General features: G+C 58.9%; 13 protein-coding genes. 5 read left to right on the top strand and 8 right to left on the bottom strand.

The annotated features are described in order from the left end of the window. Positions 1-76: 76 nt before the first annotated feature. The 5 genes from AB7M22_RS04835 to AB7M22_RS04815 form a co-directional block, all read right to left on the bottom strand. Positions 77-613, bottom strand: a complete 537-nt coding sequence (locus tag AB7M22_RS04835; protein WP_007898942.1) for a C40 family peptidase — start codon at positions 611-613, stop codon at positions 77-79. Between the two features lie 165 nt (positions 614-778). Then, a complete protein-coding gene (locus AB7M22_RS04830; protein ID WP_454185412.1) occupies positions 779-1417 on the bottom strand; it encodes a C40 family peptidase in 639 nt (212 codons plus the stop codon). Between the two features lie 227 nt (positions 1418-1644). Beyond that, on the bottom strand, positions 1645-2349 hold the full coding sequence (hda, locus tag AB7M22_RS04825) for a DnaA regulatory inactivator Hda (RefSeq protein WP_007898944.1): 705 nt from the start codon (positions 2347-2349) through the stop codon (positions 1645-1647). Between the two features lie 215 nt (positions 2350-2564). After that, positions 2565-3638 carry an AI-2E family transporter gene (locus AB7M22_RS04820; protein ID WP_454185411.1) on the bottom strand — a complete coding sequence of 358 codons (1074 nt, stop codon included), beginning with the start codon at positions 3636-3638 and terminating at the stop codon, positions 2565-2567. 30 nt (positions 3639-3668) lie between these two features. Then, on the bottom strand, positions 3669-4727 hold the full coding sequence (locus AB7M22_RS04815) for a DUF2066 domain-containing protein (RefSeq protein ID WP_454185410.1): 1059 nt from the start codon (positions 4725-4727) through the stop codon (positions 3669-3671). A gap of 388 nt (positions 4728-5115) precedes the next feature. Here AB7M22_RS04815 and purM point away from each other — a divergent pair, with 388 nt between their 5' ends. Genes purM through AB7M22_RS04800 form a run of 3 tightly spaced genes read left to right on the top strand, consistent with a single transcriptional unit; the run spans position 5116 to position 7546 of the window. Then, a complete protein-coding gene (gene purM / locus AB7M22_RS04810; protein WP_008013877.1) occupies positions 5116-6174 on the top strand; it encodes a phosphoribosylformylglycinamidine cyclo-ligase in 1059 nt (352 codons plus the stop codon). Then, positions 6174-6824: a phosphoribosylglycinamide formyltransferase gene (gene purN / locus AB7M22_RS04805; protein ID WP_454185409.1), complete on the top strand. Its 651-nt coding sequence runs from the start codon at positions 6174-6176 to the stop codon at positions 6822-6824. The genes purM and purN overlap by 1 nt, the downstream gene beginning before the upstream one ends. Positions 6825-6832: 8 nt before the next feature. After that, positions 6833-7546, top strand: coding sequence for a DUF3108 domain-containing protein (locus AB7M22_RS04800; protein WP_454185408.1), 714 nt, complete (start codon positions 6833-6835; stop codon positions 7544-7546). A gap of 70 nt (positions 7547-7616) precedes the next feature. On the opposite strand, the gene AB7M22_RS04795 is transcribed toward AB7M22_RS04800, so the two are convergent. After that, complete coding sequence (locus tag AB7M22_RS04795) at positions 7617-8081, bottom strand: DUF3859 domain-containing protein (protein WP_454185407.1); 465 nt, start codon at positions 8079-8081, stop codon at positions 7617-7619. A gap of 301 nt (positions 8082-8382) precedes the next feature. Between AB7M22_RS04795 and AB7M22_RS04790 the strand changes: the two genes are divergently transcribed. Together AB7M22_RS04790 and AB7M22_RS04785 are read left to right on the top strand one after the other, a co-directional pair. After that, entirely contained in the window at positions 8383-8799 is a 417-nt protein-coding gene (locus AB7M22_RS04790; RefSeq protein WP_007898961.1) for an OsmC family protein, read from the top strand. Positions 8800-8860: 61 nt separating this feature from the next. Beyond that, complete coding sequence (locus AB7M22_RS04785) at positions 8861-9721, top strand: pirin family protein (RefSeq protein ID WP_454185406.1); 861 nt, start codon at positions 8861-8863, stop codon at positions 9719-9721. Between the two features lie 159 nt (positions 9722-9880). Here AB7M22_RS04785 and AB7M22_RS04780 read toward each other — a convergent pair whose 3' ends face one another. Both AB7M22_RS04780 and htpG read right to left on the bottom strand, forming a co-directional pair. Then, the gene (locus AB7M22_RS04780) at positions 9881-10609 is read right to left on the bottom strand and encodes a dienelactone hydrolase family protein (protein ID WP_454185405.1); all 729 of its coding nucleotides are present in this window, start codon (positions 10607-10609) and stop codon (positions 9881-9883) included. 67 nt (positions 10610-10676) lie between these two features. Continuing rightward, on the bottom strand, positions 10677-12581 hold the full coding sequence (gene htpG / locus AB7M22_RS04775; RefSeq protein ID WP_454185404.1) for a molecular chaperone HtpG: 1905 nt from the start codon (positions 12579-12581) through the stop codon (positions 10677-10679). Positions 12582-12659: the final 78 nt, after the last annotated feature.

The following is a 12659-nucleotide window of genomic DNA, read 5'->3' as shown; positions in this document are numbered from 1 at the left end:
CCTACAGTTTTTGCACAGCGTCAACCTGTCGCCCAGCGCGAGTCATCCTTCAAGCGAGCGATCATGACAACTTCCGCTACGGATTATGTGCCAAGTGCTCAGGTTGCAAGACGCGCTTGGCGCTCAGGTAGGCTTTCTGCCAGTAAGCCTTGGACAAGCTGTCCAGCTTGACCGTGCCGCCCGTGGCTGGCGCGTGGACGAAGCGGCCTTCGCCGACGTAGATCCCGGCGTGGCTGACCTGGGAACCACCATTGGTGGCGAAGAAAATCAAGTCACCGGTTTGCAGGCCTTCCTTGCCGACACTAGGAGCCTGCATGCCGATCATCTCGCGGGTGGAGCGCGGCAAGGAAATGCCGGCGACATCGCGATAGACGTAACCGATCAGACCGCTGCAATCGAACCCGGAATCCGGTGTGTTGCCGCCCCAGCGATAAGGCGTTCCCACCAGACCCAGCGCGCGAAACAGTACGTCTTCTGCCGCAGGGGAAAAGGCTTGGGAAGGACCGAAAACAATCGGAGCGCGGACCACCGGCGCAGGTGGCGGTGTGCGGCTGGCGCAGGCGCTGAGCAGCGCTGCGAAGAACATGAGTGCGAGGCGGGCCGACATCGTCATAAACAGAACATCCTGATCTGGCTGCGGCTTTTTCCACCGAAAGGGCAGAAAAGAAAACCGCCTGCGCAGAACGCAGGCGGTTTGCCATCAATATTAGATCAGGATTCTAGCGGCTACGCGGCAAACTTCAAGTAAGACTTTAAGTTCGCCTTACAAACTGTCCGCTTACTTGCGTGCCGTGACGATAGCCGGGGCCGTAGTCGGCGCCATCGCGAGTGCGCGCTTGGCTTCGATGAAGGTCTTGCTCCAGTAGCTGTCGCCCAGGCTATCGATCCGCACACCACCGCTTTTGCGGCTGCTGGAGTGGATGAACTGGTTATCACCCAGATAGATCCCGGCGTGACTGACACGACCGCGACGGCCATTGGTGGCGAAGAACAGCAGGTCACCCGGCTTGAGGGCGCTGCGAGCAACCAGAGGAGCGTCAACGTTGATCATTTCGCGAGTGGAGCGCGGCAGGTTCATGCCGGCCTCTTCACGAAACAGATAACCGATGAAGCCGCTGCAGTCGAAACCGGCCTCGGAGGTGCCACCGAAACGGTAACGGGTACCGATCAGGGACATGCCACGTTCGAGGATGCTGTCGGCCAGAACCGGAAGCTGGTACGACTTGCCGCCGGCGAAGTCTGCCAGTTCTTTATCGGTGGCCAGCTCTTCCTGGAAAAGAACGGAAGAAGACTGAGCGGTAACTGAATTTGAAACCTGCTGTTTTGGCTCTTGCTGGGACACTGGAGAGTGAGCAGCGCAACCGAACAACAGGGTGACGAGTGCGAGAGGCACGAGGGGTGCGAAGCGATTTAGCATGGGCACGACCGTGGCTGATAGTTTCTAAAGAAGCCGCGACTATGCCCGCTATCAACCTCATTTGCAAATTCAATCGATCTTTATGTGACTTATCAGTTTCTCGTTTACATCTAAGCGCTTAAGCCCATTTTGAACCTTTGCGCAGCCTGCCCTCTTGCAGGAAAGCGGATTTGTTGACGCCTGGAATATGCCGGAACCCGCGTAAAACCTGGGTTTGATCAGGTCTTTTACCAACCAAGGGTTTCTTTCAGGAACGGGATTGTCAGCTTGCGCTGGGCTTGAAGGGAGGCCTGATCGAGGCGTTCAAGCAGCTCGAAAAGTGCACTCATGCTGCGGGTACCGCGAGTCAAAATAAAATGCCCGACTTCGTCCGTCAGGTGCAGGCCGCGACGGGATGCGCGCAACTGCAAGGCACGCAATTTGTCTTCGTCAGAGAGTGGCCGCATCTGGAAGATGAGTGCCAGTGTCAGCCGCGACTTGAGGTCTGCCAGCTTCACCGGCAGTTCGCGCGGGGATGTCGAGGCGGCGATCAGCAGACGCCGGCCGCTGTCACGCAGACGATTGAACAGATGGAACAGCGCCTCTTCCCAATCCGCCTTGCCAGCGACCGCCTGCAGATCGTCCAGGCAGACCAGTTCGTATTGTTCGAGGTTGTCGAGGATTTCGATGCCACGGTCCAACAACTCGGCCAACGGCAGGTACACCGCCGGCTCCCCCAGTTGTTCGAAGCGCAGACACGCCGCCTGCAACAAATGCGTGCGCCCTACCCCGTCCTTGCCCCAGAGGTAAATCAGGCTTTCCGTCCAGCCGGCGTCGGCTTCGCAGAGCCGCTCGACATAGCCGAGTGCAGCGGCATTGGCGCCTGGGTAGTAATTGATAAAGGTAGCGTCATCACGCAGACGCACACCTAGGGGCAGCTGAATCGGTTTCATGCTGACTGAACAGTTCCAAAGGAACCGTTAGTGGCCTCTGTGTAAAGTTTGCGAAGTTTATACCCGTGAGGCTGACCGCACAATGCGACAGACCACAAGCAAAATCAAAGGTTTGCGTTAACCAGGTTCTTTGGCGGCGCATGTGACAGCCACACGAGGGATACGGGCAAACCTGGCACGAAACCAGACTGCCCGCTACGAGCGATCAAAAAACCTTATGGCTCAAGTTCGTCGGCACCGCCGTAGATATCCGAGTCCTTATACAAATCGTGTACGTGACGCACCAGGACCATGATCACCGCCGCCACCGGCAACGCCAGCAACACACCGGTAAAACCAAACAGCTCGCCGCCGGCCAGGATCGCGAAGATCACCGCCACCGGGTGCAGGCCGATCCGGTCTCCCACCAGCAACGGCGTCAGGACCATGCCTTCCAGCGCCTGGCCGACCATGAACACCGCGACAATACCGATCATGGGATACAAATCGCCACCGAACTGGAACAGACCGGCAATCAATGCCGCGCCAATCCCGATGACGAACCCCATGTACGGCACGATCGCCGCCAACCCGGCAATCAGACCGATCAACAGCCCCAGCTCCAGCCCGACGATCATCAAGCCTGCGGCATAGATCACGCCCAGCGCCAGCATCACCAGCAACTGCCCGCGCACGAATGCCCCGAGCACCTCATGACATTCTCCCGCCAGGGACATCACGCGCTCTTCACGATCACGCGGCAGCAGGCTGCGGATCTTGGCCATCATCAGGTCCCAGTCGCGCAGCAGATAAAAACTCACCACCGGAATCAACACCAGATTGGCCAGCCAGCCAATCAGTGCAAGACCTGAAGCCGTCGCCTGACTCAGCACCACGCCGACAATGTCGGTGGTCTGGCCCATGTGCTCGCTGATCGCCGCCTTGAGCTTGTCGAATTTCCAAAAATTATCCGACAGCCCAAATTTCGATTGCGCCCACGGCAATGCGGTGTGCTGCAACCAATCGAGCATCTGCGGCGCCAGTTCGTACAAGCGAAACAGCTGCTTGGCGAGCATCGGCACCAACACCAACAGCAAGGTCGTGAAGATCAAGGTAAACAACGCGAACACCGCCACCACACCCCAGGTCCGCGACAGGCCGTACTTCTCCAGCCGATCCACCAGCGGGTCGAACAGATAGGCCAGCAACAGCGCCACCAGGAACGGCGTCAGGATCGGGTGCAACAGGTAAACAAACGCGCAAAGCAGGACCACCCCACCGAGCCAGAACCAACGCCGTGTATCGGCCATGTACCACTCCTGCTTCTATATAAAGAAAAACTACCAGCGAAAACGTAACTGCGGTGTCGGTGCCGGGGCCGGCGCCGCGACCGGTGTCGAGCCAGCCGCCACGGGCTGAACAGGCGCAGTGGGGGCCGGCGCTTCACCGGCCGGAATTTCCTGCAACTTGGCCAAAGACAACTGCGCCCGCAGTTGCTCGGGGCTGCCGTTGACCCGATAAATCACGCGGTCACCGTCGACACTTTGCAAACGTGCGCCAAAAGGCTCCAGCAAACGCCCGAGCGTCGCATAACGCTCCAGACTCATCCCCTGCACTTCCAGCAATTGCTCGCTCGATGCTCCCGGCTTGGCGACAAAACGCGGCGCCAAGCGTTGGCTGACCGCCAGCATCACCGCATCGGCCAGCGCGGCGGTATCGGCACCCTGCACGCTACCGGCTTCTTTCTGATCGCCCAACCACAAACGCCACTTGGCTTGCCATTGGCCACCCTCTTCACGGGCATGCACCGCCAGCAAGGCATCGGCATTGTAACGGTCGGATGCCCCTTGCAGCGGTGCAGGGTCTGCACTTTCCAGATTCGGCGCAGTGGCGACAATCTGCTCATTCAGGTCCGCCAGTGGCAAACGCAGCGGCAGCCCACGATGCTGAGCCGCTCGACGCAGTGGCGTAGCGCTGGCCTGACCATCGCCGACCAGGCTCGAACCTTCGGTGGATTCGTTCAACCACCAACCAAGAATCGATGGCCGGTTGGCACCCCACACGGCCAACCCGGCACGCCGCAAGGCCTGTTCGGTGGTGGCTGGATCGAAATCGACCTTCAACACCTCCGGCGGCCCGGCGTCATAACCGAACTGACTGATGATCTGCTGAGGGTCTTTTCGCACGGTCGCCAGCCCCGGGCTCTGCGCCGCCTTGGGGTCGCCGGTCAGGCGCAACACCAACGTATCCAGCGCCCGCTGAGTCGCCTGATCGCGCTCCTCCGGCGTCTGGCTGCTGACAGGCTCGCGCACTTGATAGAGGCCTTTGACGGTTTCGGCATGACTGGTCAGGCTAACCATGGATAAACAGCCCGCGAACAAGAATTTAAGAAAACGCATAAAAAGATTCCTGACGACAAGAGCGGCTGGAACAGACCGCGTGAAGATGATTGAACCAGGGGTCTGTTGACCACACGTTCAAGCAAAACATTCACCCGATCACGGTAAGTTTTCGCACTGTCATAACGATAGACGGTTAACGTCGATACCTTATACAGCCATCCGGGACGTCACCAACACGGGCAATATCGGTTTTTTTAACGCGATATGCCCCTGCCCGTCGGCACGAGGATGGCCGCTGCCCCTCAAGCCTGATAAAATCGCGCGCCTTCGCAGACCGGCAACAGCCGGGCACCCTGAAATTCGCCGATGGCACACGCCTTCGTCTGTTTCGGCGGTCCCACTGGACTCGGTCGTTACCCCTGAATCCCCCCTAAAGGCCTGGATCATGAGCAAGCAACCCTCCCTGAGCTACAAGGACGCCGGTGTAGACATCGACGCCGGTGAAGCATTGGTCGAACGCATCAAGAGCGTCGCCAAGCGCACTGCGCGCCCGGAAGTCATGGGCGGCCTGGGCGGTTTCGGCGCCCTCTGCGAAATCCCGGCCGGTTACAAGCAACCGGTACTGGTCTCGGGCACTGACGGCGTCGGCACCAAACTGCGCCTGGCGCTGAACCTGAACAAGCACGACAGCATCGGCATCGATCTGGTTGCCATGTGCGTGAACGACCTGGTGGTCTGCGGCGCCGAGCCGCTGTTCTTCCTCGACTACTACGCCACCGGCAAACTGAACGTCGAAACCGCGACCCAGGTCGTGACCGGCATCGGCGCTGGCTGTGAACTGTCCGGCTGCTCCCTGGTCGGCGGCGAAACCGCTGAAATGCCTGGCATGTACGAAGGCGAAGACTACGACCTGGCCGGCTTCTGCGTCGGCGTCGTGGAAAAGTCCGAAATCATCGACGGTTCCAAAGTCGCTGCCGGCGATGCCCTGCTCGCCCTGCCGTCTTCCGGCCCGCACTCCAACGGCTACTCGCTGATCCGCAAGATCATCGAAGTGTCCGGTGCAGACATCGAAAACATCCAGCTCGACGGCAAACCGCTGACCGACCTGCTGATGGCCCCTACCCGTATCTACGTGAAGCCGCTGCTCAAGCTGATCAAGGAAACCGGCGCCGTCAAAGCCATGGCCCACATCACCGGTGGTGGCCTGCTGGACAACATCCCGCGCGTTCTGCCAAAAGGCGCACAAGCGGTGGTTGACGTTGCGAGCTGGACCCGTCCTGCCGTGTTCGACTGGCTGCAAGAGAAAGGCAACGTCGACGAAAACGAAATGCACCGCGTGCTGAACTGCGGCGTCGGCATGGTCATCTGCGTTGCTCAAGAGCACGTTGAAACCGCGCTGAACGTGTTGCGTGAAGCCGGCGAGCAGCCTTGGGTCATTGGTCAGATCGCCACCGCTGCCGAAGGCGCGGCCCAGGTTGAACTGAAGAACCTCAAGGCTCATTGATGTCCCAGACCTGTGATGTGGTGGTGCTGTTGTCCGGCACTGGCAGTAACTTGCAGGCCTTGATCGACAGCACGCGGACCGGCGACAGCCCGGCCCGCATCGCTGCGGTGATTTCCAACCGCGCCGACGCCTACGGCCTGCAACGCGCCAGGGACGCGGACATCGACACCCGCACCCTGGATCACAAGGCTTTCGAAGGTCGCGAGGCCTTCGATGCCGCGCTGATCGAACTGATCGACGCCTTCAACCCCAAACTCGTGGTACTGGCCGGTTTCATGCGCATTCTCAGCGCTGACTTCGTGCGCCACTATCAGGGTCGCCTGCTCAATATCCATCCCTCGCTGCTACCCAAATACAAAGGGTTACACACTCATCAGCGCGCGCTGGAGGCCGGCGATACTGAACACGGCTGTTCCGTGCACTTCGTCACCGAGGAACTCGATGGCGGACCACTGGTCGTACAGGCAGTAATACCGGTAGAGTTGCACGATTCGCCGCAGAGTCTGGCGCAGCGAGTCCATACCCAGGAACACCTGATCTACCCGATGGCCGTACGCTGGTTTGCCGAAGGTCGTTTATCACTCGGCGAACAAGGTGCTTTACTGGACGGACAGTTACTCGCGGCCAGCGGCCACTTGATTCGAACCTAGGAGATTTTATGCGTCGCGCCCTGCTCTTCGCTTGCGCTCTGCTCGCCCTGCCGTTTGCGCAGGCTGCAGACCTTCAACCCTTCTCCGCCAGCTACACCGCCGACTGGAAGCAGCTACCCATGAGCGGCACGGCTGAACGCAGCCTGACCAAGGGAGCCAACGGCGTCTGGAAACTCAGCTTCAAGGCGTCGATGATGATCGCCAGCCTGACTGAAGAAAGTACGCTGACCCTGGACAAGGACACCCTGCTGCCGCAGTCCTATCACTTCGAACGGGGCGGCTTGGGCAAAGCCAAGAAAGCTGATCTGGACTTCGACTGGACCACGAAAATGGTCACCGGCACCGATCGCGGCGATCCGGTCAAGATCCCGCTCAATCGCGGCATGGTCGACAAATCCACCTATCAACTGGCCTTGCAGCATGATGTGGCGGCCGGCAAAAAGACCATGAGCTACCCGGTCGTCGATGGCGGCGAAGTCGATACCTATGACTTCCGCGTGCTGGGTTCGGAAAAAGTCGACACCAAGGCTGGCCAGATCGATGCAATCAAGGTCGAGCGCGTGCGCGACCCGACACAAAGCAAGCGCATCACCGTCCTGTGGTTCGCCAAGGACTGGGATTACCTGCTGGTTCGCTTGCAACAGGTCGAAACCGACGGCAAGGAGTACAACATCATGCTCCTCGACGGTACGGTCAACGGCAAGACGGTCAAAGGCAGCTGATCCGCAACAACATGAAAGCCCCGCAAACGCGGGGCTTTTTTTCGTCTGGGATTTGGTTGGGCGCGCGCGATCAGCGCACGGTAAAGCGTTGCTGGGCCAGCAGACGGTCGCCCTGGAACACCATGAAACGCCATTCACCGGGAACAACTTCATGGCTTTCGGTGAACTCGAAGGCCATCAGGTCCTGCGGAGCACCGGGTACCAGTTTCTGAGTCACTTCCAGTTTGTCGTGTCGCGCGCCATCCGGAGTACGGATGCCCGGCGTGAAATAGAGCAAAGTCAGCGGTTGGTCTTCGGCGACCTTGCCGGCCAACTGGTAACGCATACCGAACTTGGTGCCGAGTTTGGCCGGGACGATTTCGGTTTGCTGGATCTGTTCATTGCTGCGGCGCAAAACTCGCTCGCCCGATTGCAGTTCGGCTTTCGGACCAGCGAACACGCCGTATTCCACCGGGCCTTCGACGCGGACTTCGGCACAGGCCAGACCACTGGCGAACATCATTGTGGCCAGGGCGGCTAAACGGGTGAGGTGCATGGTGCGCTCCTTGATTGAGATGAGCGCGAGGGTATGACGCCGGGGTGACAGGACGATGACAAGTTCAGTGAAATCCTGTAGGAGCGAGGCTTGCCCGCGAAGAGCGATGACGCGTAATGCCTGAAAAACTGCGGTGCATTCTTCGCGGGCAAGTCGGATCGCCGCACCGCTCGCTCCTACAGGTTCTGCGTCTTAGTCGAATCCCCCGCCAAGAAAGTGGAACGCGAATTTGAAGGGATGCTCTATAACTTCAGGACCTTTTTTGATCGAATGACTTTTCCCAATGCCTGCGAGGTTTCTTATGACTGTTACCGTCAACACCGTCTCCGCCGAAGGTTTTCGTCACAGCGTCCAGATCGATGACCACGAACTCTTTGCCGATGTGCCGAAAACCTCTGGCGGCGAAGGCACCGCGCCTGAACCACACGACTACTTCGACGCAGCCCTGGGTGCCTGTAAGGCCCTGACGCTGAAAATGTATGCCAGGAAAAAGGGCATCCCGCTGACGGGCGTCGAGGTTGAGGTCAAGCGCGATAACAGTGAAGAGCAGAAAGGCAAATACGCCCTGCACGTCGAACTCACGCTCAAGGGGGTGCTGACCGATGCCCAGCGTGACGAGCTGCACCGCGTGGCCGACCGCTGCCCGGTACACAAGCTGATGACCACCTCCGAGGTCAGCATCGAAACCCATCTGTCCGAAGGTGCCTTCAGCCAATAGCGGCAAGGGCTGCGCCAGCGGGTTATGCTCCTTGCGTCACCCGCTCAGCCTGGAATGCACCATGAACACGCCACTCGTGATCCGCCCTCGCGCCGAAGATGTCGAAGGCCAGCCGATTCTTCGCCCGCTGCCGTCAGCCAAATGCCGCAACGTCGGGCCTTTCGTGTTTTTCGACCATATGCTCGAAACCCGTTATCCGGCGGGCAAAGGCATGAACATCCGTCAGCATCCACACATCGGCCTGTCCACCCTCACCTACCTGTTCGAAGGGCAAATCCAGCACAAGGACAGCCTCGGTTCCGATCAGGTGGTGAATGCCGGCGATGTCAGCTGGATGACGGCGGGTAGCGCAATCGCCCACGTCGAACGCACACCCGAACCATTGAAAGACAGCGAATTTACGATGCACGGCTTACAGATCTGGCTGGCTTCGCCCAAGGATCGTGAACACGGCCCAGGACACTACAGCCACCATCCGGCTGCCACGTTGCCCGTCAGCGATAACCTTGGCGTGAAGATACGGATGATCGCCGGGTCAGGCTTTTGCCTCGAATCGCCGGTCCCGGTGCTTTCTCCTACGCTGTATGCCGAATTGAACCTGCAAACGGCGACCACATTGCTGATTCCCACCGAGCATGAAGAACGGGCACTGTATGTGCTGAGCGGTGAAGTGCAACTGGATGGCGAGCTGCTGGAACCGCACTCGCTGGTGGTGTTGCCGGCCGGGGAAGAGATGACACTGTTTGCCGAGAGCGACTGTCATGCCGTGCTGTTTGGCGGTGCGCCGCTTGATGGGCCGCGACGGATCAACTGGAATTTCGTCGCCAGTGATCCGGCGTTGATCGATGAAGCACGTCGGCGCTGGGCGGCCGGGGATTGGCCGACAGTGCCAGGGGAAAGTGAGCGGATCGAACTACCGTAATTTCTGCATCGCCTGTCAATCCGTCATCGCGGGCAAGCCCGCTCCCACAGTTGACCGGGTCGTTCGCAAAAATTGCATACGGCACAATTCCCTGTGGGAGCGGGCTTGCCCGCGATGAGGCCCGTTCAGGCACCGACTCATTCAGCGCCTGGCAACAGCTCAGCCTCTAAAAACTTCATCCAGCAAGTTATGCATCGACGCAAACGCACGAGCAGCGGTTTTCGCGTCATACATCATTGTGCCGGGCACATTGGCACGGGGATCGGTGAATGAATGCACCGCGCCGCCGTAGCTCAGCAATTGCCAATCCACCCCGGCGGCATTCATTTCAGCTTCGAACGCCGGCAGTTGCTCTTTCGGCACCAGCGGATCGGCAGCGCCATGCAATACCAGCACCGAACCCTTGATGTTTTTCGCATCGTTCACGTTCGGCGTATCCAAAGTGCCGTGGAACGACACCGCCGCTTTCACCGGTGCGCCGGTACGCGCCAGTTCCAGCGCACAGCAACCGCCAAAACAGAAACCGAAGGTCGCCAGTTTCGAGGTATCGACTGCCGCCTCGCCCTGCCCTTGCAGCTGTTCGAAGGCAGCCTGCATGCGTTTGCGCAGCAAGGCGCGATCATTCTTCAACGGCATCATCGCCGCGCCCGCCTCATCGCCGTTCTGCGGACGAACCGCTTGGCCGTAGAGGTCCGCGATCAACACCACGTAGCCCTTGGAGGCCACCGACCTGGCGATCTCTTCGGCGCCAAAGCTGACACCCATCCAGTTCGGCGCCATCAACAGACCCGGGCGCGGGCCTTTATGATCGGCATCGAAGGCCAGACGGCTTTCATACGACTGGCCATCGATCTGATAGACGACGGAACGAACAGTGATTTGGCTCATGACTTACTCCCAGTAAAAAAGCCCCAGAATGAAAAAACCCGCCGAAGCGGGTTTTTATACAGCGCGGTTAAACCGACAGTTCAACCAACAGCTTGTTCAGACGGCGCACATAAGCGGCCGGGTCTTTCAAGCTGTCGCCGGCCGCCAGGGCCGCCTGATCAAACAGAATGTGCGACAGGTCGCCAAAGCGTTCATCACTCTGCTCGTTGTCGAGTTTCTCGATCAGCGGGTGAGCCGGGTTGAATTCGAAGATCGGCTTCGAATCCGGAACCTTCTGACCGCTGGCCTCCAGGATCTGACGCATTTGCAGGCCCAGGTCCTGCTCGCCGATGGCCAGAATCGCCGGGGAATCGGTCAGACGATGGGAGACCCGCACTTCAGCAACGGAGTCGCCCAGTGCAGTCTTCAGACGCTCAACCAGGCCTTCTTTGGACTTGGCGACTTCTTCCGCAGCTTTCTTGTCCTCTTCCGAATCCAGATTGCCGAGGTCCAGGTCACCGCGTGCCACGTCGACAAAGCTCTTGCCGTCGAAGTCGTTGAGGTAGCTCATCAGCCACTCGTCGATGCGATCGGTCAGCAGCAGCACTTCGATGCCTTTCTTGCGGAAGACTTCCAGGTGCGGGCTGTTTTTGACTTGCGCGTAGGTTTCGCCAGTCAGGTAGTAGATCTTGTCCTGACCTTCCTTGGCGCGAGCCAGGTAGTCGGCCAGACCCACAACTTGCTCGCCGTCGTCGCCCTGAGTGGACGCGAAACGCAGCAGGCCAGCAATTTTTTCCTTGTTGGCGAAGTCTTCTGCCGGGCCTTCTTTCATGACCTGGCCGAAGTTCTTCCAGAAGCCTTTGTATTGCTCAGGCTCGTTCTTCGCCAGTTTTTCCAGCATGTCCAGAACGCGCTTGGTCAGCGCCGACTTCATGGAATCGATGATCGGGTCTTTCTGCAGGATTTCCCGCGAAACGTTCAGCGACAGGTCGTTGGAGTCGACCACGCCTTTGATGAAGCGCAGGTACAGCGGCAGGAACGACTCGGCCTGATCCATGACGAACACACGCTGCACGTACAGCTTCAGGCCTTTCGGCGCTTCACGCTGGTACAGGTCGAACGGAGCACGGGTCGGTACATAAAGCAGCGAGGTGTACTCGAGCTTGCCTTCGACCTTGTTGTGGCTCCAGCTCAGCGGGTTTTCGAAATCGTGAGCGACGTGTTTGTAGAACTCCTGGTATTCCTCGTCTTTCACTTCAGTGCGAGGACGAGTCCACAGGGCGCTGGCGCGGTTGACGGTTTCCCATTCAACGGCAGGCTTGTCTTCGCCTTCAACGGCTGCCACTTCTTTTGGTAGCTCGATCGGCAAAGCGATGTGGTCGGAGTACTTCTTGATGATGTTGCGCAGACGCCAGCCATCGGCGAATTCGTCTTCAGCGGACTTCAGGTGCAGGACGATGCGGGTACCACGGTCGGCTTTCTCGACGGTGGCGATTTCGAATTCGCCTTCGCCCTTGGACGACCAGTGCACGCCTTCGCTGGCAGCGAGGCCGGCACGGCGGCTGAATACGTCGACTTTATCGGCGACGATGAAGGCCGAGTAGAAACCGACACCGAATTGACCAATCAGGTGCGAGTCTTTTTTCTGATCGCCAGACAGGTGTTTCATGAAATCGGCAGTGCCGGATTTGGCGATGGTACCCAGATGGGTGACCGCGTCTTCACGGCTCATGCCGATGCCGTTGTCTTCGAGGGTGACGGTTTTAGCGTCTTTGTCGAAGCTCACACGGATTTTCAGTTCAGCGCCGCCTTCCAGCAATTCAGGCTTGGCCAGCGCTTCAAAACGTAATTTGTCGACAGCGTCAGAGGCGTTCGAGATCAATTCGCGAAGGAAAATTTCCTTGTTGGAATACAGCGAATGGATCATGAGGTGCAGCAGTTGCTTCACCTCGGTCTGGAAGCCCAGGGTTTCCTTTTGAGTTTCCACACTCATGGTCATCAAACTCCAATCAGATGGCATAAGCCGCGACCTTGAGGGTCGGCGGCGGGTTGTCATCAGAGTTGGGGGCTG

Source organism: Pseudomonas sp. ADAK2 TE3594 (genome assembly GCF_053628675.1).
Note: the sequence above shows the minus strand (reverse complement) of the source record. Positions and strands in the feature narration are given on the sequence as shown.